Raw genomic sequence first — 23,862 nt, 5'->3', positions numbered from 1 at the left:
ATATAGATTGTACGCAATAGTAGACATAGAAACCACAGGTGGAAAATACAATGAAGAAGGAGTTACGGAAATTGCAATCTATAAATTTGATGGTCATGAAGTTGTAGATCAATTTATTAGCTTGGTAAATCCTGAAAAGGCAATTCAACCTTTTGTGGTAAATTTGACAGGAATTAACAACAAAATGCTTCGCGATGCGCCAAAATTCTACGAAGTAGCCAAACGCATTGTCGAAATTACTCAAGATTGTATCTTAGTTGCACATAATGCCGTTTTTGATTACCGCATTCTTCAAATGGAATACAAACGTTTAGGGTTCGATTACAAACGTAAATCCTTGTGTACGGTTGAATTATCCAAAAAATTAATCCCAGAAATGGAATCCTATAAACTAGGAAAACTCGTGCGCGCTCTCGGAATTCCAATGAGTGACAGACATAGAGCTTCTGGCGATGCATTAGCGACTGTAAAACTTTTTCAGCTATTGCTCGATAAAGATTCTGAAAAAGACATCATTCAACAAGCTGTAAAATCAGAAATCAAGAAAAAAGTGGCTCCACGCCTACTCGATATTATTGAAAGTTTACCTTCTGTAACTGGCGTATATTATATGCACAATGCAAAAGGCGATATTATTTATATTGGGAAAAGTAAAAATATCAAAAAACGTGTCAATCAACATTTTACTGGTACTAATACTAAAGGTAGAAAAATTCAGAAACAAGTCGCAGCCGTTACATTTGAACGTACAGGAAGTGAATTGGTGGCGCTTTTAAAAGAAAGTGAAGAAATCAAACTTAAAAAACCAATCTACAATCGTGCGCAACGAAAAACGGTTTTTCAGTTTGCAATGGCTTCCTATAAAAATGAAGATGGTTATATTGGTTTACGCATTGAAAAAGCTGACGGACGCAAAAAAAGCATCACGACATTTACAAATATGTCACAGGCAAAACATATCATGTTTAAGCTTACCGAAGATTTTAAATTGTGTCAAAAAATAAATGAATTATACACTACAAAATCGCATTGCTTTCAATATACAATTAAGGATTGCGATGGCGCATGTATTAAGGAAGAAGACGTTGATTCTTATAACAAACGCGCACTAGAAGCCATTGAAAAATATAGTTACGCCACTAAAAACATGTTGATCATTGATAAAGGTCGCCATCATGACGAACGCAGCGTAATTTTGATTGAAGACGGACAATATAAAGGCTTTGGTTTTTATAGTTTGAATTACCAAATAACAAATGCTGACGTACTGAAATCTATCATTACGCCAATGCAAAACAACCGAGATGTCCAACACATAATTCAAAGTCAACTTCGCCGAAAAAATAGATTTAAAATCATATCGTTAGATTAAATTTTTTGATGAAAAACAACTCGAATTGACGTTTTTTGAATCCAAATGACGTCCGATTGAGTGAAATTCTGGAAGAATTTTGTATCGAAATCAACTAATTTGATACTAGTATGGTATAATTAGTACTGAATTTAATCTTACCAAATTAAAAATAAACAGATGAAACCGATTTACCTATTCTTTACCTTTCTATGCACTGCAATGTGTTATGGACAAAATTCTATGAATGAAAAGTTTAATAAAATTTCTCCAGATGAATTAAACATGACTGTTTACGATAAAGATACGACAGCGCATGCCGTTGTTTTAGAAGAATATGGAGAAAATTATTTTGATGTAATTAATGATCGGATTCGGTTGATAAAACATTATTATGCCAAAATCAAAATTTTAGACAAACAAGGAATTGAAGAAGCAAATATTGAAATTCCATTCTACAAAGGTAAAAAATCGACTGAATACATTAAAAACATCAAAGCCATTACACATAATGCTGACAAAATAGATCATTTAGCAGAAGATCAAATTTTCTCGGTGGATGTAAATAATTATTATGGCGAAAAACGATTTACGTTTCCCAATGTAAAAGTTGGAAGCGTTATTGAATATCAATATACATTGCAATCGCCTTTTATATACAACTTTGAAGGTTGGGATTTTCAGTCAAATATTCCAAAAATTTATAGTGAATTTAATGCGAAAATCCCAGGTAATTACCGGTATAATAGAACCTTGAAAGGCTTTCAAAAACTAGCGATTAATGAAGCTTCTTTAGAGAAAAAATGTTTCCAAGTTCCAGGTTTTTCTACCAAAGCCGATTGCGAAGTATTAAAATACGTAATGAAAGATATTCCTGCGTTTGTTGAAGAATCGTATATGCTTTCGCGAAATAATTATTTGTCTAAAATTGCTTTTGAATTGTCTGAATTCATTCGATTTGATGGCGGAAAAGATGTCTACACCAAATCATGGAAAGCCGTTGATAAGGAAATGCGAAAAGACAAAGATATTGGCGCGCAAGTCCGAAAAACTAGTTTCTTTAAGAATCATCTTTCTGATGAAATTTTAAAAGAATCATCGGACCTAAAAAAAGCTCAAAAAGTATATGAATTTATTAAAAATCATTATTCATGGAATGGAAAATATGGACTTTTTGGCGATGCAAACGTCCGACAAGCATTTCAAGATAAAGGCGGAAATGTAGCGGAAATAAACTTATCATTAGTTAGTAGTTTGTTAGCGGCTGATATTAAAGCAGAAAGCGTTATGCTAGCCTCACGAGCGAAAGGTTTGCCGACAAAATTACATCCTGTAATGTCCGATTTTAATTATGTAATTGCAAAAGTTACTATTGGCGAAGAAACGTTTTTGTTAGATGCTACCGAGAAATTACTTTCGTTCGGTTTGTTGCCAATTAGAGCGCTTAATTACAACGGACGCGCAATGGATTTTAAAAAACCTAGTTATTGGCTCACAATTGCTCCGTATGCAGAAAATCGTCAGAATACGATTATAAGCCTTTCTGTGAATGATGATGGAATCGCGCAAGGAAAAATTGCACAGATTAGTACAGGTTATTTAGCCTATGAAAAACGAGAAGAACTTGATGAGCAAAGTACCGAAAGTTATTTGGACGACTTCGAAAAGAGCTTACCATTTTTAGAAGTAGAAGAATATACTGTGGAAGAACGCACAAATGTTCAAAAGCCAATAAAAGAGTTATTTACATTGGCGTTTGACGAAGATGGATTTTCGAGTTCGGATACATTTTTAGATCCGTTTTTCATGAAAATATTCTCAACAAATCCTTTTAAATTAGAAGAACGACAGTATCCTGTGGATTTTGCATATTCACGAATTTATACAACACGTTTTTTAATGTCGCTTCCTGATACTTATGAATTTACAAACATTCCAGAAGATCAAACATTTTCAATTGCTGACGGAAAAGCTATTTGTGGAATGAAAATAGTGCAACAAAACGGACAGCTAAATATGTCGTTTAAGTTAGTACTAAACAGTTTCTATTTTGACGCAGATGAATATCAAGAATTAAAAGAGTTTTTTAAAAAATTAGCGGTTTTACAAAAAAACACACGACTTACTATTAAGAAGAAATAAATATAATTTGGAAGTTTAGTCTTATGTAAATATTAATCTATTTATTTTCTGTATGTTCTTTCCAGCAAATGGTACTTCCTTTTAAATCAATGAATTTCACTACATAACTGACGAATATGAAACCTTGAAATTGTTCTTTAATGACTTGGTGAAAATTCAAAAAAATACACTCTTGACTATTAAAAAGAAAAATTCCTAAATTAATAGTAAATTAGCAGCATGAAGAAAGATTGGAAAGCCAAACTTCACGAAGTTATTTATGAAGCAGATACTCCTGCTGGAAAACTATTTGATATCGTTTTGATGATATTGATTTTTGCGAGTATTCTCTTGGTAATGCTGGAAAGCGTCAATGAATTTGCAGAATCACATGGGAAACTTCTAAATATTGCAGAATGGATAATTACTGTTTTATTCACGCTTGAATATTTTGCCAGAATCATTTCTATTCGAAAACCAAAAGAATATATTTTTAGCTTCTACGGAATTATAGATTTTCTCTCTACAATTCCAAAATATCTATCTGTTTTTATTGTCGGTTCACAATCCTTGGTTGCCTTGCGTGCTTTACGTTTGCTACGTGTTTTTAGAGTGCTAAAACTTGCGCGTTACATTGGAGCATCCAACAATTTGATGAAAGCATTAAAAGCCAGTAAAACTAAAATAGGCGTATTTATTATGTTTATTTTAATTTTATGTACCATTTTAGGTTCCGTGATGTATTTAGTGGAAAGTGGTGAAGAAAGTGGTTTTACTAGTATTCCACGAAGCATTTATTGGGCAATTGTAACGCTGACAACTGTTGGTTACGGAGACATTGCGCCACACACGGCTTTAGGTCAACTTATAGCTTCAATTGTTATGATTTTAGGATATGGAATTATTGCTGTTCCTACGGGAATTGTTACGGCAGAATTCGCCACTATGGACAAGACTAAAATTGATTTGAATACGCAATCGTGTCAGCATTGTGCCGCGGAAGGTCATAAAGCAAATGCTGATTATTGTTTTCATTGTGGCGAAAGTTTACATCCAGAAGAAACCGATTAATAAACTATTTCATGTCTAAATACCTTATTTCTATTGTTGGCGCAACGGCTATCGGTAAAACGGCTTTGAGCATACAACTTGCAAATCATTTCCATACAGAAATTATTTCGTGCGATTCACGACAGTTTTTTAAAGAAATGACAATTGGCACTGCGGTTCCTTCGAAAGAAGAACTAAATGCAGCTACACATCATTTTGTACAACATATTAGCATTTTTGACACATATAATGTTGGTCAGTTTGAAAAAGACGCCATTGCAAAACTAGACGAATTGTTTCAACAGCATGATATTGTTATTATGGTTGGCGGAAGCGGTTTGTATGTTGATGCTGTTTTGAAAGGTTTGGATGAGTTTCCAAAAGTAGATCCACAAATTCGAGAAAATTTAAACAAACAACTAGAATTAAACGGAATCGATTCACTTCAAAATCAATTACTTGAGCTTGATCCTGAATATTATAAACGAGTTGCACTTGGAAATCCGCATCGTCTAATTCGTGCTTTGGAAATATGTGTTGGAAGCGGAAAACCGTATTCTAGTTTTTTGAAAGATAAAGCTTCCGCTAGAAATTTTACAGCGATAAAAATTGGTTTAACGGCAAGTCGTCCAGTTATTTACGATCGCATCAATCAGCGCGTAGCTATTATGTTGAAAGAAGGTTTACTGGAAGAAGCAAAAGCGTTGTATCCGCATAAATCATTGAATGCTTTGAAAACCGTTGGTTATCGTGAGCTTTTTGAGTATTTTGATGGAAATTGGACTTTAGATTTCGCTATCAGCGAAATTAAGAAAAATACACGACGTTTTGCCAAACGACAAGGAACTTGGTTTCGAAAAGATGAAACAACACGTTGGTTTGAATATCAAGATCGTATTGAAACGATTGTGAAAGAAATTGAAAATAGACTTGCTTAGATTTGTTAGATTTTTGGACTTCTTAGATTGTTGGACTGACTTGGATTGTTGGATTTGTTGGATTACGTTAGTACGAACGGTAGTGAAGTAATCTGTTTATTTGGATCAAAAAAATCTTATATATGGTGATCTATTAATTTAATAATTATTTAATTTGAAAATGAGTTGGATTATCGCAAACGTCACTTCGAGTGATTTTCGTGAGAAAATTGTATCGAGAAATGTTTTTTGATATGAGAAGTCAATGAAACATACTATTTCAAAGCTGTTCTCGATACTTCGTATTCGACTCAACTCGAACTGACGATTGTAATAATAACAAGAAAAATCTAGCGTAAGCGAAAAAAATAAAAACATCAAAGCTATTTTTCTGATTGTATTGAAATACAAAAAATCGTAAATTTGTCACTTGAATTAACAATAGGTAAAGAAGAATTAACAAATAAATAAGATAACCGACAACTCACAACACAAAACCCACAACTGATAAACTAAAAAAATGACCCAAGAAATAAACAGATTAGTAGAAAATTTACAATTGTTCCCGCATCCTGAAGGCGGATTTTACAAAGAAGTGTATAGAAGCGAAAAGGTAATTTCGAAAGAAGCTTTGCCCGACAATTTTTCAGGCGATCGTAGTTATTGTACGAGTATTTATTTTTTGTTGACTTCTGGTAATTTTTCTGCTTTTCATAGAATTAAGCAAGATGAAATTTGGCATTTTTACAGTGGAACTTCACTGAGCGTGCATGTTATTGACAAAAAAGGAAATTACACAGAATATAAAGTCGGAATGGATTTTAGAAATGGCGAAGAGCCACAATTAGTTGTTCCTGCAGGTTGTTGGTTCGCGTCAAGCGTGACAAAAAAAGATTCGTATGCGTTTGTAGGTTGTACCGTTGCACCAGGATTTGACTTTGATGATTTTGAATTGGCTACACGTTCGGCACTTACAGATAGCTACCCAAAACACAAGGATATTATCCATAGACTAACTAGAGAATAAATGAAAAAGTCGACAGTTTATTGTCGACTATTTTTTCAATTATTCTGAGGAAACACAAGTAGTTTTGTACTACTCTGCTTTGTTTTTAACTACCAATCTAAATCCTTCACCATGAATGTTTAAGATTTCAGCGTCTTCATCTCTTTTGAGATATTTACGCAATTTGGCAATATATACATCCATTGATCTTGAGGTGAAATAATTATCATCTCTCCAAATTTTTGTTAATGCTAATTCTCTTGGCATTAAATCATTTTCGTGCAATGCTAATAAGCGTAGCAATTCGTTTTCCTTTGGCGAAAGTTTAATTGGTTCTTCCTTGTCAAATGTTAAGAAACGAAGTTTAGAATTTAGATTAAATCTTCCAATGACAAACTCAAATTGTTTGCTGTCCGCTACGGAATCAGATGTTTTGCGTTGCATCATTGCTTTGATTTTCATCAATAATACTTCCGAATCGAAAGGTTTGTTTAAGTAGTCGTCTGCGCCTACTTTGTAGCCTTTCATTACATCTTCTTTTAATGCTTTCGCGGTTAAGAAAATGATTGGAACTTCTGCATTTTTTTCACGAATTTCTTTCGCTAATGTAAAACCATCCTTGTACGGCATCATAACGTCAAGTATGCAAAGGTCGTAATTGTCTTTTTTGAATTTTTCAAATCCTTCCATTCCGTTCTTTGCATGAACAACGTCATAATCGTTCATTGATAGATAGTCTTTCAATACAGTTCCAAAATTCGGATCATCTTCTACTAGTAAAATTTTTTTGTTTTGAATCTCCATATTTAGTTACGATATTAAAGGTAATTTGATAATGAATGTACTTCCTTTGCCTTTTTCACTTTCAACAGATATTTGACCTTCGTGGTCGTCTACAATCCGTTTTACGTAAGCCAAGCCTAGTCCGTGCCCTTTTACATTATGTATGTCACCTGTATGTTCTCTATAAAATTTTTCAAATATTCTCTTTTGTACAGATTTAGACATTCCTTGTCCGTGATCTTTCACTTTAATCTGTATATTATTTTTCACTGTTTCAGTGTATATGTCAATTTTTGGTTCACCTTCTGTGTACTTTACGGCATTGTCCAAAATGTTTACCAATACGTTGGTAAAATGCGTATCATTTGCCATAATCATAGAATCAGTAGCAGTTAGGTGTGTTTTTATGTATCCTTTTTTGTCTTCTACTATTAACTCTATATGCGACATTGCATCTTGGATTAAGTCGTGAACGTCTATTTCTTCCTTACTAATTTCTAACTGATTTTTTTCCAGTTTCGAAATTTGCAATACATTTTCTACTTGTGCGTGCATTCGCTTATTTTCTTCACGAATCATTCTCAAATATCGTTTTACCTTTTCTTTGTCATCTATGATTTTCGGATTCTTTATGGCATCTAACGCTAAGTTTATCGTAGCAATTGGTGTTTTGAATTCGTGTGTCATATTGTTAATGAAATCTGTTTTGATTTCAGAAATTTGCTTTTGCTTTATTAATTGATACAACGCACTTGAATATGCTATGATTATAATTAACGTAAAAACGATAGACAAAATTGCCATTCCCATGATGGACGATAATACATATTTGTTTCTTTTTGGGAAACTTACAAATAGTGTATAGCCACTTTGATGATCTTCTTCTTCAAAAAGTGGAACATTATACATTCCTTCATTTGTAATTTTAAAGTTATCCGACTTTACTATTGTTGCCAATCCGTCATCATAGACACCAAATTCAAAGTCTAACTCCAAATCTTTCTCAACTAAATACGCTTTTACTAAAAAGTCAAGTGTTCCAGGTGTTATACGTTCATGAATTGGAATTTGTCGTGTTAATTTATTAATAATATCCTTGTACTCTACCATTACTCTAGAGACGTTGCTGATCTTTTTAAATTTTTGCACAGGTGAGAGTTCCACATTTGCATTATCTAATAGATCTTCACTATAAATGGTTTGCGTTTCATAACGTTTAAAACTTTTTATAGAGGTACTGTCGTCTTCTGTAGCACTGTCAATGAACGTGGGAAAAATATTGTAATTTTCTTCTAATATTCCTCTAGTGTAAATACTTGTTTCATTCTTTTTCTCGTCTCTACTTTGAATTAGAAAAACATTGGTAAGTTGAACATCTTTAGGTTCACCTACACTATCAATTAGTTTCTGAAACTTCAAATAAAATCTTCGATCTTCAGAATCTGCAACTCTATCGGCAACCTTCGCTAAGATTTGTTTAGCATTAAGGGAAAAAGATTCTTGTTTTTCTTTTACACCAGAAGCGATCCAATATCCTTGAACAAATATAATTCCGATGAGCGATAAACTCATCAAAATGACTAGAACAACAAATAATCGTTTACTCATTTGATCAAAATTAAGGTATAATCTCGGTTATAATAACTTTTTAACCAAACCTTAACAAATATGTTAATTTCATCAGATTTTCGAGCATAACAGCGAGATTTCTTGGTGTATTTTTAAAACTTCAGCTTTTGCTTTCGCTAAGTCTTCATTGTGGATAACATAATCAGAGCGTACAATTTTTTTTTCGTCGCTCCATTGATTATTCATTCTGTTTTGAATAGCTTCTCTCGTTGTTTCATCTCTTACTAAGATACGACGAAAACGTTCTTCTATTGGTGCAACAACCGTAATAATTTTATCACAGTGCTTATAAGAGTCATTTTCAAAAAGTATAGCTACTTCTTTTATGACATATTTTTCAGTAATTCGTGCTTTATACCAATCTTTGAAATGCTGTCCAACACGCGGATGTACAATGGAATTTATTTTTTGTAATTCTTCTGGCTGATTGAAAACAATGTTAGACAAGTAACTTCTGTTAAGCTCACCATTTATATAGGTTTCCTCTCCAAAAGCTGCAATTAAATCGTGTTGGATTTCTTTTGAAGTATGCATCAATTTTTTAGCTTCTATATCAGCTATATAGATAGAAACGCCTAATTCTTGAAACATATTGGCAATAGTTGTTTTTCCGCTACCAATTCCGCCTGTAAGTCCTACAATCATTTTTTGATTAAAAAGTTAATTTTTTTGTTTTCGATGCGATGTGTTTTTACCGTTTTTGGAAATTTAGCCAATTTTGGAATAAAAAAGGAGGTTTCTTCATTTTCAATGTCTTTGTAATCACAATAGATTGAAAAGTCATTTTCTGTAATTTTATTAAAATCGGATACATTCGCCGTATACGTAATCGTTACTTCTTTTGGAAATAATTTGATAGAATATCCTTGCGGAAGATTTTGAACACGCAATGGAATTTTCAGTTTTCCTTCTGTAAATTTATCCACTTTTGCAATTGCTTTTACAGTTGGTTGTGAATATTTTAGACGTTTTAAGGTATCATTTTTTAAAATTTGAAGCGCTATATTCACATCTTTATTGATATCTTCTAGTTGTTTAATTTCCGTGTACACCACTTTTAATTTGTCTACCACATCTTCAGGTCCAGAAATTTCAATGGTTTTGGGTTGTACTTGTAATGAATCGTATAAGTTATATCCATTTTCAAATACTAATTCCAGTTGATGAATTACAGGAACTTGTTTTGTTTTATTTTTTCCTAATTTTAAAAATAAGGTATCGGGCGAAACTTTTAGTATTTCAATGTGTTGATAAATGTGTTTGTTGATAGCATCATCTGAAAGTACATAATGTGTTTCGTCAGCTTTCATTTTGTTAACCTTTTTGAGATCGACTTCTATTACTGATGCAAATAATTTTTGACGCAACATGCGAAAACCTGTTGTTTTTACGCGTACTTCAATGCTGTTTTCTTGACTTCCTAATAGAATTTTATCGTCAGAGAGATTTGTATATTGAACGGTCATTTTTATAGTATCCGTATATACATTAGATAGTTTCACCAAAGTCCATACAATAAATGAAACCACAAAGAAGATAAAAAATACATTGATCTTTTTTCCTTTGAACGTTGCTGATAGTAGACTTCTAATTCCTTTTGGCATTGTTATTTTTTAAAGAATAGTTTTGGAAATTTTTCTTGTGGTTTGTGTTTGAAAATTTTCAATGCAATTGTTGATTTTAAAAACCCAACTCCATATCCGTAAAACTGAATACAAACGGCAACTATTGTCAATAAAGCAATTTTTATACTTTTGGTTGTTCGAAATGCATCTAACAATATGGTTACAAAATATACGCCATATGCAATTAAAAACCAATGAAATCCTAAAAATATACTTAGCACTGTAGAAACCACAAATCCTAAACAGAATAGTGTCGGAAACCAATACGTAAGTTTTGCTGTTTCTGGATGCCAAAGATTTAAGATTGGACGTACCATTCCGAATTTATTGACTTGCGTATGAAATTTTTTCCAAGAAATTCTTCGTTTGTGATATACAAATGCTTCTGGTATTAGTATGGTTTCGTAGCCTTCATTCCAGATGCGAATGGTTAAATCTGGATCTTCTCCTGGATGAATTTGTCCAAAACCCTTTGTTTTTTCAAAGACTTCTTTTGAGATTCCCATGTTAAAACTTCGCGGTTGAAATTTGTTGACAGCATTTTTGCTTCCTCTGATTCCTCCAGTAGTTAAGAAAGCTGTCATTGCATAACTAATTGCTTTTTGAATGTTTGTAAACGAATGATGTGCAGCATCTGGTCCACCAAAACAATCTACATACTTATTTTGTAAAGCTTTTGATACTTCGCTTAAATACTGTGATGGTAAGATACAATCTGAATCAAATATTAAGTAATAATTTCCTTGTGCGCGTTCCATTCCGTAATTTCGAGAATCGCCTGGGCCTGAATTTTCTTTGAAATAGTAATTAATATTTAGTCTGTCTGTATACTTTTCAATAATTTCTTTTGCAGGAATTGTAGAACCATCTTCAACAATGACCACTTCAAAATCATTTTGAAATGTTTGTTGCGTGATGCTTTCGAGTAATTCTTCTACCTCATCAGGTCTATTGTAGACAGGAACAATTATTGAAAATTTTAGTTGCATATCGCAAATATAGCGAAACAAAAAAAGCTGTTCAATGAAGAACAGCTTTTAATGTTATAAATATGTTTAGAAAATTACTTCACGAATTTCACAACTGAAGTTCTTCCATTTTCTAAAGTTACTTTTGCAAAGTATACTCCATTCTTAGCTGAACCTAAATAGGCAGCTCCTGAAGGATCATTTGGCTTGGCAGTTGTAATTATCTGCCCAATTAAATTGTATACTTCAATTGAAGCAATATTGCTTTGCGCATTTACATTAAAACTATTATCTACAGTATTTACATAGTGTAAGAAACCTCTAGCTTCTGCTGATTCAACAGATAATACACATCCAATATCTGCTTTCCATCCTTCTCTTGTAACTGAACCATCTGATGTAAATACAAATGTTAAACATCCTGAAGCATCCGAAGAAGTAATCATCATTCCTTCTAAATCTCCTGTTCCAACTGCTGGTGTATCATCTTCATCCCAACACCAAATTGTTCCACCTCCTACAGGATCAATAGTTGTTGCTGTGTTGTCTGCTCCATCATGAATTGTTAATCCATCATAACAAGCAGCAGCTCCGTTATTTTCTGTTGAAAAAGATGTAAAGCTTACAGTTACTACATTACCTGCCACATCAGGGCAAATTGTATATGTAATATTTTCACTGCTTGAGTAATCTCCGCTCTGTCCTCCTGAATCTAGGAATGTATCATTAGTACATGATGGTGGTACTGCTACATAAGGTGTAGCAAATGTAAATGGTCCTGCCCATGCAGAAACTCCATCAACACCACAATCTGCTTGCACATAAAACTGATACGTGTTATCTCCAACTAAACCAGTTTGGTTGTATGGGTTTGTAACTCCTGATGCCGTTGCAGTCATTGTTTGGGTTCCACCTGCAGTAACATCTACTAATTCAATGTTCCATGAAGTCGATGTTCCATTTTCTGCCCAACCTAAGTCAGCACTAGTTTCCATAACACTTGTTGCTGATAATCCTGATGGTGCAGGACAAGTTTCTAGTGTCGTGAAATTAAATGGTCCAACCCAAGAAGAAAGTCCTCCTGGTCCACAATCAGATTGTACATAGAACGCATAGTTATTGTTTTGTGCTAATCCTGTTGCTGCGTATGGATTTGTAACTCCAGAAGCTGTTGGCGTACCTGTTGGCGTTCCACTAGCAGTTACGTCTACTAATTCTATATTCCATAAAGTAGCTGTTCCGTTTTCTGTCCAACCCAAATCAGCAGCAGCATTTGTAATACTTGTAGCTGTTAACGTTGATGGATCTACACATGTAGGCAATTCATCCAAAGTTACATCATCAATAGCGATGTCATCATAGAAGCTTGTTGAATCTGCAATTGAGAATCTTACTTGTGCAGGTCCTGTGAATGTTAATCCACTTAGGTCAATTACTTTTTGTTCCCATCCAGTTGTATTTGTATTATACGTTCCAACTACATTCCATGCAGCTCCATCCCAAACACTAACTGTTAACGTTGCATTTGGTTGTCCTTCATTATTACTTAGTTCATAGAAAGATAATGCAGGTACTGTCAATCCTGATACATCTACAAATGGTGAGTCCATCTGTGCATTAGCAGCATCTGGTGTAGAATCATCTACCCAAGCAAAGTATCCACCTGAGGTACTGGATCCTGTTATGGTTCCATTGTTTCCAATATGATTTCCTGCGCCTGTGTTTGCAAACAACCAGTTTTCATCTCCACCTAATGTCCAACATGCTGGCACTGCGCCTCCGTTTTCAAAAGTTTCTGTATATGGTGCCGTGAAAGTTGTACATGCCGTTGTAAAGGCAAATGGTCCTGCCCATGCAGATATTCCATTAGCAGCACAATCTGCTCTTACATAAAATTCATAATTATTTGAATCAGTTAAGCCAGTAGCCATATATGGGTTTGCAACTCCAGTAGCAGTTGGTGTTCCCGTTGCCGTTCCAGCAGCAGTAATATCTACGATTTCAACATCCCAAAGTGTTTCTGATGCTCCTGCCGTCCAACCTAAGTCAGCTGTAGTAGTCATAATATTTGTTGCTGTTAGTGCAGAAGGTGCTGGACACGCAACTGTTGTTGAGAATGCAAATGGTCCAGCCCAAGCTGAAGTTCCATTTACTCCACAATCTGCTTGTACATAAAATTCGTAATTAGTTGAAGGGTCTAATCCTGATTGATTGTATGGATTTGTAACGCCAGAAGCCGTTGGTGTTCCTGTAACAGTTCCACCTCCAGTGATATCTACTAATTCTATATTCCATAGTGTAGCTGTTCCGTTTTCTGTCCAACCTAAATCAGCAGAGAAACCATCTATATTTGTAGCTGTTAATGCAGAAGGATCTAAACATGATGGTAATTCGTCAAAAGAAACATCATCTATAGCAATATCATCATAGAATGATCCTGAATCAGTAATAGCGAATCTTGCTTGTGCTGGTCCTGTGAATGTTAATCCACTAAGATCAATTACTTTTTGCTCCCATCCTGGAGTGTTTGTGTTATAAGTTCCTACTACATTCCATGCAGCTCCATCCCAAACACTAACTGTTAACGTTGCACTTGGTTGCCCTTCATTATTACTAAGTTCATAGAAAGATAATGCAGGTGTTGTTAATCCTGATAGATCTACAAACGGTGAATCTAATTGTGCATTGGCTGCATCTGGTGTTGAATCATCAACCCAAGCAAAGTAACCTCCTGAATCAGAAGTTCCTGTTATTGTTCCGTTGTTTCCAATATGATTTCCTGCTCCTGTGTTTGAAAATCTCCAATCTTCATCTCCACCTAATGCCCAACAATTTGGCAATGCTCCTGCGTTTTCAAAAGCTTCTGTATATGGTGCTGTAAAAGTGTTACATGCAGTTGTAAATGCGAATGGTCCAACCCATGCAGATGTTCCATTTGCAGCACAATCTGCTCTTACATAAAATTCATAACTATTTGCATCACTTAAGCCAGTAGCCATATATGGGTTTGCAACTCCAGAAGCAGTTGGTGTTCCCGTTGCTGTTCCAGCAGCAGTAATATCAACGATTTCAACATCCCAAAGTGTTTCTGATCCGCCAGCTGTCCAACCTAAGTCAGCAGTAGTTGTTGTAATATTTATTGCATTTAGTGCAGAAGGATCTGGACATGCAACTGTTGTTGAGAATGCTAAAGGTCCAACCCAAGTAGAAGTTCCATTTACTCCACAATCTGATTGCACATAAAATTCATAATTAGTTGAAGGATCTAGTCCTGATTGATTATATGGATTTGTAACTCCAGAAGCTGTTGCCGTTCCTGTAACAGTTCCGCCTCCAGTAATGTCTACTAATTCTATATTCCATAGTGTAGCACTTCCTGTTTCTGACCATCCTAAATCTGCTGAAAAACCGTCAATGTTTGTTGCGGTTAATGCCACAGGGTCTGGACAGGTTGGCGGTGTTGCAGAGGTAATTGTTGGAGCATCAAAACAAAATCCCCACTCATAACCTGCGCCACCTACTAAATCATCAAAATAGATTCTATATCTGAATCCTGATAATTGTGTAGCTGTAAATCCTGCAATATTAAGGATAGCTGATGTATATGCTTCCGAAGTTCCTGTACAAAAATTATCTGTTGGAGCTCCAGCTGTATCAGCATCAATAGGAACACCAATTATGTTCCATGTAGCTCCATCTGCATCCCAATATTCGAATTGTAAGATATCATCATTATTATAATTGTAAACAAGATTTCCAGAAATTGAAATCCAAGTTTCTCCTGCTCCATGAGCTGCTGTTAAATCTATTACTGGCGATTCCGCAGCAATATCATCGTCACTTCCGTTTCCAGCATCGTCATCATCGAATGCAAAATTAGCATCCACCGTAGGGTTTGCCTCAAAAGCTGTTGGGTCTGCGTTGTATGTTCCTGTAACGGACCAAGCCCCGTTAGGCCACGCTGCATTTTGATTTAATGTTTGCGCCATGCCCGTGTAGGCAGTGACAAAAAACATTATAAACAAAATTTTGATTGTAGTTTTTTTCATTTTATATAAAAGTTAGTTAGAATACGATAAATATAAGAAAATAAAATAAAAATAAGCCAACGATTGGTGGCTTTTCTTAATGATCTTTAAAATATTATTTTTTAATAATTTTGATTGTATCCGTAAATCCATCAACAGTTACTTGCACAAAGCACATTATTGTTTGTGATGAAAATGTATCTAATTCATTCGTTAACGCATTAGTAGAAGTTGACATAACTTGTGCTCCTAAAATGTTGTATTGAGGAGCAATTATTGAAAACCTTATGTATTTGTTATAAATATAGAAAACAAAAAAAAGCTGTTCAATGAAGAACAGCTTTTAATAAAACATATATTTTTATAGAATTACTTCACGAATTTTACAACTGAAGCGTTTCCATTTTGCAATGTTACTCTTGCAAAGTACACTCCATTCTTAGCTGAACCTAAATAAGCAGCTCCTGAAGGATCATTTGGTTTAGCAGTTGTAATTATCTGCCCAACTAAATTGTATACTTCAATAGATTGGATATTGCTTTGTGCATTAACCACAAAACTGTTGTTTACTGTATCTACATAGTGTAAGAAACCTCTAGCTTCTGCAGATTCAACTGATAATGGTGTACATGTAATATTTGCTTGCCAACCATCTCTTTGAACAGATCCATCAGAAGTAAATACAAATGTTAAACATCCTGAAGCATCCGAAGAGATAATTGTCATCCCCTCTAAATCTCCTGTTCCTTCTGCTGGTGCATCAACTTCATCCCAACACCAAATTGTTCCACCTCCTGGAGGATCAACAGTTGTTGCCAAATTATCTGCACCGTTATGAATTGTTAGTCCATCATAACAAGCAGCAGCTCCGTTGTTTTCTGTTGAAAAGAATGTAAATTCTACATTTACTACATCGCCAGCCATATCTGGACAAATAGTGTATGTAATGTTTTCACTCGCTGAGTATTCTCCAGAAACTCCACCTGAATCTAAGAATGTATCATTCGTACACGTTGGCGGTACCGCTACATACGTTGTTGCAAAACCAAACGGCCCTACCCAAGCAGAAACTCCATCTACTCCACAGTCTGCCTGTACATAGAATTGGTAGCTATTATCTCCTGTTAAACCAGTAGCGGCATAAGGGTTCATAACTCCTGATGCAGTTGCAGTTCCTGTTACAGTTCCTCCAGCTGTTACATCTATTAATTCTATATTCCAAGAAGTAGCAACTCCATTTTCTGTCCAACTGAAATCAGCACTTGTCTCCATAATATTTGTAGCATTTAACGCTGATGGTCTAGGACATGTTTCCATTGTAGTAAATGCGAATGGTCCAACCCAATTTGAAGTTCCACCTACGCCACAATCTGCTTGTACATAAAACGAATAGTTATTGTTCTCTGTTAATCCTGTTACCATGTATGGATTTGCAACGCCTGAAGCAGTTGCTGTTCCTGTTACAGTTCCTCCACCAGTTACATCAATGAATTCTACATTCCATAAGGTAGCAGAACCAGTTTCAGTCCATCCTAAATCAGCACTATCATCTGTTATGTTTGTAGCTGTTAAAGTTGAAGGATCTGGACATGTTGGTAATTCATCTAGAGAAACATCATCAATAGCGATGTCATCATAGAAACTTCCAGAATCTGCAATTGAGAATCGTACTTGTGCTGGTCCAGTAAATGTTAATCCACTTAAATCCAATACTTTTTGTTCCCATCCACCTGCAATAGTGTTTGTATTGTAGGTTCCAACTACATTCCATACAGCTCCATCATACACACTAACTGTTAAGGTAGCATTAGGATTTCCTTCATTATTACTAATTTCATAAAAAGTAAGTGCTGGTGTTGTTAAACCAGAAACATCTACAAATGGAGAAGTCAATTCTGCATTTGCTGCTGTTGGGTCAGAATCATCTACAACTGCATAATAACCTCCGGAAGCCGTACTTCCTGAAAGTGTTCCTCCATTACCAACATGGTTAGGTCCTGCAGTATTGAATACCCAGTCTTCATCTCCACCTAATGTCCAGCAGTCTGGCAATGCGCCTCCGCTTTCAAAATCTTCAGAATATGGTGCTGTAAATGTTGTACATGCAGTTGTAAATGCAAAAGGTCCTGTCCAAGTAGAAGTTCCATTTGCAGCACAATCTGCTCTTACATAAAATTCATAATTATTATTAGCTGTTAATCCTGTTGCCATATATGGATTTGAAACGCCAGTAGCTGTTGGTGTTCCTGTTGCAGCTCCTGCAGCAGTAATGTCTACGATTTCAACATCCCATAATGTTTCTGCGCCTCCAGCAGTCCATCCAAGGTCTACAGTAGTTGTTAGAATGTTAGTCGCTGTTAATGCACTTGGTGCTGGACACGCAACCGTAGTTGCGAATGCAAATGGCCCAACCCATGTAGAAGTACTTCCTCCACAATCAGCTTGTACATAAAACTCATAATTGTTAGAAGGTGTTAATCCTGTAGCCATATATGGATTTGCAACGCCTGTAGCAGTTGGAGTTCCAGTTGGAGTTCCAGCAGCAGTAATGTCTACTAATTCTACATTCCACAAGGTAGCTGTACCGCTTTCTGTCCAACCTAAATCAGCAGAAAAACCATCAATGTTTGTTGCGGTTAATGCCGATGGATCTGGACATGCAGGTGGTACAGCCGACGTAATTGTTGGTGACGTTACACAAAATCCCCATTGCCATCCAGCTTGATCGTTATATGTAATACGATATTGGAAGCCTGACAATTGTGTTGCTGTAAATCCTGAAATATTGAGCACCGGAGTCGTGTATGCTGCAGTACCAGCACATGTTTGATAGTCCGTGTTTGTAGAGTTTCCTGCGAATGTTTCTAATGCTGACCAAGTCATTGCATCAGCATCATACGTTTCAATTGCTAAAACATCTCCTCCAAGTTCTCTGTATACAACGTCACCACTGATGGTAATCCATGTTTCTCCAGCTCCACTAGCCGCAGTTAAGTCAATCACTGGTGAGGTGGCTTGCAAATCATCGGCAGAACCGTTACCAGCACTATCATCGTCGAAACCAAAGGTAGCATCTATTGTTGGGTCACCGAGTAATCCACCAGCGGTGAACGTACCTGATAAAGTCCAACCTGCGTTAGGCCAACTCGCAGCTTGATTTAAGGTTTGAGAGATACCTACATAGGTACCTAATAAACACATAATCATAAAAATTTTAAATGTAATTTTTTTCATAAAAAGTCTGATTTTTCGTTAGTTAGTTGAATATCAATTGAAAGAACCACCTTTTTTTTGAATCAAACACATAAATATCGATAAAGAAACGTTTATTATCGATGAAATACATAAAAAGCGGTGTTTCTTACAGATTATTTTTAGATTACTTTAACATTATTTTTTTAGTAATCACTGTGTTTTTACTAAAAATTTTAAGTAGGTAATAACCAGAAGATAAGTTGGAAAGATTTATAAATTTTTGATTCACAATTTTTCCACTTTTTATATGCATTTCTTTACCATAGATATAGAAGAAACAAAAAAAGCTGTTCAATGAAGAACAGCTTTTAATGATAATTATTTTTTTATAGAATTACTTCACGAATTTTACAACTGAAGCGTTTCCATTTTGCAATGTTACTCTTGCAAAGTACACTCCATTTTTAACTGAACCTAAGTTTGCTTCTCCTGAAGGATCATTTGGTTTAGCAGTTGTAATTATCTGCCCAACTAAATTGTATACTTCAATAGATTGGATATTACTTTGTGCATTTACAACAAAACTATTGTTTACTGTATCTACATAGTGTAAGAAACCTCTAACTTCCGAAGAATCTACAGATAGCGTAGTACAGTTTACGATTGCTTCCCATCCTTCTCTTTGTACAGAACCATCTGATGTAAATACAAATGTTAAACATCCAGAAGCATCTGAAGAAGTGATTGTCATACCTTCTAAATCTCCTGTTCCTTCTGCTGGTACATCAACTTCATCCCAACACCAAACAGCTGCTCCACCTCCTGGAGGATCAATTGTTGTAGCCGTTGCATCTGCACCATTATGTATGGTTAATCCATCATAACAATCTGATCCTGAAATATTTTCTGATGAGAACGCTGTAAATTCAACTTCTACTACATCTCCAGCCATATCTGGACAAATTGTATAGGTAATGTTTGAACTTGCTGAGTAATCTCCTGAAGTTCCACCTGAATCTAAGAATGTTCCGCTTGAACACGTTGGCGGTACCGCAACATACGGTGTTGCAAATGAAAATGGTCCTACCCATGCAGAAGTTCCATCAACACCACAATCTGCCTGTACGTAAAATTGATACGAATTATCTCCTACTAAACCAGTAGCGGCATACGGGTTCATAACGCCAGTTGCAGTTGCAGTCATTGTTTGAGTTCCACCTGCTGTAACATCTATTAATTCGATGTTCCATAACGTAGCTACTCCGTTTTCTGTCCAACCAAGATCAGCACTTGTCTCCATAATGTTTGTAGCAGTTAACACTGATGGTATAGGACATGTTTCCATTGTAGTAAACGCAAACGGTCCAACCCATGCTGAAGTTCCGCCTGGTCCACACTCAGATTGTACATAGAACGAATAGTTATTGTTCTCTGTTAATCCTGTTTGATTGTATGGATTTGCAACGCCAGTAGCAGTGGCAGTCATTGTTTGAGTTCCTCCACCAGTTACATCAATTAATTCAACATTCCATAACGTAGCTGTACCAGTTTCTGTCCATCCTAAATCAGCACTATCATCTGTGATGTTTGTAGCTGTTAATGTTGATGGATCTGGACACGTTGGTAATTCTTCAAGAGAAACATCATCAATAGCGATATCGTCATAGAAACTTCCTGAATCTGCAATAGAGAAACGTACTTGTGCTGGTCCTGTGAAAGTTAATCCACTAAGGTCTACTACTTTTTTTTCCCATCCATTTAAGGCAGTGTTTGTATTGTAGATTCCAACTACATTCCATGCAGCTCCATCATATACACTAACCGTTAACGTTGCGTTAAAGCCTATTTCATTATTACTAATTTCGTAGAAAATAAGTGCTGGTGTTGTTAAACCAGAAACATCTACAAATGGAGAAGTTAATTCTGCATTTGTTGCATTTGGATCAGAATCATCTACATAGGCAAAAAATGCTCCCGAAGCTGAAGTTCCTGTTATGTTTCCATTGTCTCCAATGTGATTTCCTGTTCCAGTATTTGTAAATCTCCAATCTTCATCTCCGCCTAATGTCCAGCAGTCTGGCAATGCGCCTCCACTTTCAAAATCTTCAGAATATGGTGCAGTAAACGTTGTACATTGAGTCGTAAATGCAAATGGTCCAGCCCAAGGAGATGTTCCATTAGCAACACAATCTGCTCTTACATAAAATTCATAATCATTATTAGCTGTTAATCCAGTTTGATTGTATGGGTTTGCAACTCCAGTAGCAGTCGCAGTCATTGTTTGAGTTCCTGCAGCAGTAATATCTACTAATTCAACATCCCAAAGTGTTTGTGCGTTTCCTGCAGTCCATCCAAGGTCGGCAGAAGTAGTCGTAATATTTGTTGCTGTAAGTGCAGAAGGTGCTGGACATGCAACTGTTGTTGTAAATGCAAATGGTCCAACCCATGCAGATGTTCCATCAACACCACAATCTGCTTGTACATAAAATTCGTAGTTATTAGAAGGCGTTAATCCTGTTTGATTGTATGGATTTGCAACGCCAGTAGCTGTTGCAGTCATTGTTTGAGTTCCTGCAGCAGTAATATTTACCAATTCAACATTCCACAACGTAGCTGTACCATTTTCTGTCCATCCTAAATCAGCAGAAAAACCGTCAATGTTAGTTGCAGTTAATGCAGTTGGAGGAGAACATGCAGGTGGTGTTGCCGACGTAATTGTTGGCGAAGTAACACAAAATCCATATTGCCAACCATTATTATCATCATAGATAATACGATATTGAAACCCTGACAATTGCGTTGCAGTAAATCCTGAAATATCTAGCACCGGAGTTGTGTATGCTGCAGTACCTGCACAAGTTTGATAATCCGCATTTGTAGAGTTTCCTGAAAACGTTTGTAACGCAGACCAAGTCATTGCATCAGCATCATACGTTTCAATTGCTAAAACATCGCCACCAAATGCTCTGTATACAAAACTACCGCTAACTGTAATCCACGTTTCTCCTGCTCCACTAGCAGCAGTAAGATCAATTACTGGCGATGTTGCTCGCACATCATCAAAAGAACCGTTACCAGCAGCATCATCGTCAAAGCCAAATGTAGTAGATGCTGCTGGAGTACCAGTTACTCCAGCACCATCAAATGTACCAGATAAAGTCCATCCTGCATTGGGCCAACTTGCAGCCTGATTTAAGGTTTGAGAGATACCTACATAGGTACCTAGTAAACACATAATCATAAAAAATTTAAATGTAATTTTTTTCATAAAAAGTTTGATTTTTTGTTACTTAGTTGAATATCAATTGAAAGAACCTCCTTTTTTTTGAATGATACACATAAATATCGATAAGAGAGTATCTATAATCGGTAAGTAACACAAAAAGCGGTGTTTCTTACAAGTTATTTTAACATTTTTTTTAGATTATTTTAACAGTATTTTTTTAGTAATCACTGTGTTTTCACTCAAAATTTTAAGTAGGTAATAACCAGAAGATAGATTGGTTATATTTATATATTCTTGCGAAGTTATGTGCCCACTTTTTACAAGCATTCCTTTGCTATCAAAAAGTGAATAGGTATAGTTTTCAGTTGTATTAAAATGAACCCATAGTTTTCCCGTTGTAGGATTTGGATATACCTGAATTTCATTGTTTGCTGCAAACTCTTCAGTACTTAATGGACTACTTCCTTCCAAAATATTGATTTTCTGATTTGGCATTACATTATATAGTATGTCTTGCGCTCCACCAAGCCAGGTGACTTTTACATAATCTATGACTGTATTTCCTGCGATACCAAAAAATTCTGTTCCAGAGTTTTGCGCTAAATATCCTTCTCCGCAAACTGTGTATCTGTATTGTGAAACGCCGCCACTTTTGAGTTCAATAGTTGCTCCTATTCCTTGTTTATTACTTGTAATACCTTCTAATCCAACTTTTAACCAATTGTTTGTGCTTGTCGTTTCATTTTTCCAAAGAAAGATATTGCCACCTCCAGAATTGCTTACTACTATTTCGGGAAATCCATCATTATCAACATCTCCAATAGCATTTGAATAACTTTGTCCTGTATCATTTACAAATCCAGAACTAGCTTCAATACTAAATGTATCATTTCCGTTATTTGTATAAAATGCCGCAGATTCAAAGTTTGGATTGCTTCCATCAAATGATCCACTTACATATAAATCTAAATCTCCATCATTTTCAGCATCTAAAAATACAGATCCCCAAGCGACACTATTAAACATCGTACCTGTTTCTGAAGCAATGTTTGTAAATGTTCCGTTCCCATTATTTTTTAAGAAATAGTTTCCATCAGTTCCATTTGTTACATAAATGTCAAACCAAGTGTCATTGTTGTAATCTGCTATAGTTACTGACATCGCATCAATAGCCAAGTCAGTTCCTGATGCTACACTTACATCGGTAAATGTTCCATCTCCGTTGTTTTTGTAAAGAATGTTGGTTGTACTCACTTTGTCATTAGCCATGTAAATATCTTGCCAACCATCATTATTATAGTCAAAAAATGCGGAACAGAATGATAAATGACTTCCTGTATCAATTCCCGCAGCTGCACTTACATTTGTAAAGGTACCGTTTCCATTATTTTTATAAAGGTAATTTGGTTCCAAACCGTTTGGATCTCTATTACATAGAAATACATCTAAGTTTCCGTCATTATCATAATCGCCCCAAGAAGCACCATAATTGTGTATTGCATCCGTTGGCAAACCACTAGCAACTGAAATATCAACAAGAGAAGTTACATCATTTCTATACAAACGACTGCCGCCTGTATCGCTAGCCACATACAAGTCTTTGTCTCCATCATTGTCAATATCAACCCAAATAACTTGTTTTTGTTGCGAATTGTTGTTAGGATTCAGTGTAGTTTCAAGCGAGAACGTTCCGTTTCCATTGTTTTTATAAATTTTTAATGGATCGCCACTTTGAGTAGCAATGGTAATATCATCCCATCCATCACTATTAAAGTCACAAAAAGAGATTCCGGCACCCAAGAAAATTGTTCCACTGCTATCACCAACACCAAGAGCCGTTGCCTGTTCCTCAAAATATGCTTGCGCATTTAAATTCAAACAGAGATTATATATTACTAATAAAAGGGGAAAACGTAGTAATTTATTCATAGACAATTTTTTATCTAGCTAAAATACTGATTTT

General features: G+C 35.4%; 15 protein-coding genes. 5 read left to right on the top strand and 10 right to left on the bottom strand.

All coding sequences use genetic code 11. The annotated features are described in order from the left end of the window. Positions 1–7: 7 nt before the first annotated feature. The 5 genes from IMCC3317_RS00715 to IMCC3317_RS00695 all read left to right on the top strand — a co-directional run bounded on the left by IMCC3317_RS00715 (position 8) and on the right by IMCC3317_RS00695 (position 6,466). The gene (locus IMCC3317_RS00715; protein ID WP_160127592.1) at positions 8–1,372 is read left to right on the top strand and encodes an exonuclease domain-containing protein; all 1,365 of its coding nucleotides are present in this window, start codon (positions 8–10) and stop codon (positions 1,370–1,372) included. A 159-nt stretch (positions 1,373–1,531) separates the two neighbouring features. Further along, positions 1,532–3,493, top strand: a complete 1,962-nt coding sequence (locus IMCC3317_RS00710; protein ID WP_160127591.1) for a DUF3857 domain-containing protein — start codon at positions 1,532–1,534, stop codon at positions 3,491–3,493. Positions 3,494–3,712: 219 nt separating this feature from the next. After that, positions 3,713–4,543: an ion transporter gene (locus IMCC3317_RS00705; RefSeq protein WP_160127590.1), complete on the top strand. Its 831-nt coding sequence runs from the start codon at positions 3,713–3,715 to the stop codon at positions 4,541–4,543. A gap of 11 nt (positions 4,544–4,554) precedes the next feature. Continuing rightward, complete coding sequence (gene miaA / locus IMCC3317_RS00700; RefSeq protein WP_160127589.1) at positions 4,555–5,460, top strand: tRNA (adenosine(37)-N6)-dimethylallyltransferase MiaA; 906 nt, start codon at positions 4,555–4,557, stop codon at positions 5,458–5,460. Between the two features lie 499 nt (positions 5,461–5,959). Then, a complete protein-coding gene (locus IMCC3317_RS00695) occupies positions 5,960–6,466 on the top strand; it encodes a cupin domain-containing protein (RefSeq protein ID WP_160127588.1) in 507 nt (168 codons plus the stop codon). A gap of 69 nt (positions 6,467–6,535) precedes the next feature. On the opposite strand, the gene IMCC3317_RS00690 is transcribed toward IMCC3317_RS00695, so the two are convergent. From IMCC3317_RS00690 to IMCC3317_RS00645, 10 genes are all read right to left on the bottom strand, one after another. Then, positions 6,536–7,249, bottom strand: a complete 714-nt coding sequence (locus IMCC3317_RS00690; protein WP_160127587.1) for a response regulator transcription factor — start codon at positions 7,247–7,249, stop codon at positions 6,536–6,538. Positions 7,250–7,255: 6 nt separating this feature from the next. After that, positions 7,256–8,836: a sensor histidine kinase gene (locus tag IMCC3317_RS00685; RefSeq protein ID WP_160127586.1), complete on the bottom strand. Its 1,581-nt coding sequence runs from the start codon at positions 8,834–8,836 to the stop codon at positions 7,256–7,258. Positions 8,837–8,908: 72 nt separating this feature from the next. After that, a complete protein-coding gene (gene coaE / locus IMCC3317_RS00680) occupies positions 8,909–9,502 on the bottom strand; it encodes a dephospho-CoA kinase (RefSeq protein WP_160127585.1) in 594 nt (197 codons plus the stop codon). Then, positions 9,499–10,461 carry a CdaR family protein gene (locus IMCC3317_RS00675; RefSeq protein WP_160127584.1) on the bottom strand — a complete coding sequence of 321 codons (963 nt, stop codon included), beginning with the start codon at positions 10,459–10,461 and terminating at the stop codon, positions 9,499–9,501. The genes coaE and IMCC3317_RS00675 overlap by 4 nt, the downstream gene beginning before the upstream one ends. 2 nt (positions 10,462–10,463) lie before the next feature. Beyond that, positions 10,464–11,471 carry a glycosyltransferase gene (locus tag IMCC3317_RS00670; RefSeq protein ID WP_160127583.1) on the bottom strand — a complete coding sequence of 336 codons (1,008 nt, stop codon included), beginning with the start codon at positions 11,469–11,471 and terminating at the stop codon, positions 10,464–10,466. Between the two features lie 74 nt (positions 11,472–11,545). Beyond that, positions 11,546–15,499 carry a fibronectin type III domain-containing protein gene (locus tag IMCC3317_RS00665; RefSeq protein ID WP_160127582.1) on the bottom strand — a complete coding sequence of 1,318 codons (3,954 nt, stop codon included), beginning with the start codon at positions 15,497–15,499 and terminating at the stop codon, positions 11,546–11,548. Between the two features lie 348 nt (positions 15,500–15,847). Then, positions 15,848–18,712 (bottom strand): fibronectin type III domain-containing protein, encoded by a 2,865-nt coding sequence (locus tag IMCC3317_RS00660; RefSeq protein ID WP_160127581.1) that lies wholly within the window; start codon positions 18,710–18,712, stop codon positions 15,848–15,850. A gap of 145 nt (positions 18,713–18,857) precedes the next feature. After that, positions 18,858–19,028, bottom strand: coding sequence for a T9SS type A sorting domain-containing protein (locus IMCC3317_RS23865; protein ID WP_228054897.1), 171 nt, complete (start codon positions 19,026–19,028; stop codon positions 18,858–18,860). Between the two features lie 39 nt (positions 19,029–19,067). Next, positions 19,068–21,941: a fibronectin type III domain-containing protein gene (locus tag IMCC3317_RS00650; RefSeq protein WP_160127579.1), complete on the bottom strand. Its 2,874-nt coding sequence runs from the start codon at positions 21,939–21,941 to the stop codon at positions 19,068–19,070. 156 nt (positions 21,942–22,097) lie between these two features. After that, positions 22,098–23,828: an FG-GAP-like repeat-containing protein gene (locus IMCC3317_RS00645; protein WP_160127578.1), complete on the bottom strand. Its 1,731-nt coding sequence runs from the start codon at positions 23,826–23,828 to the stop codon at positions 22,098–22,100. Positions 23,829–23,862 lie beyond the last annotated feature (34 nt).

Source organism: Kordia antarctica (assembly GCF_009901525.1).
GTDB classification, from domain to species: Bacteria; Bacteroidota; Bacteroidia; order Flavobacteriales; family Flavobacteriaceae; genus Kordia; species Kordia antarctica.
The sequence above is the reverse complement of the archived record's forward strand: the minus strand, read 5'-3'. Positions and strand labels throughout refer to the sequence as shown.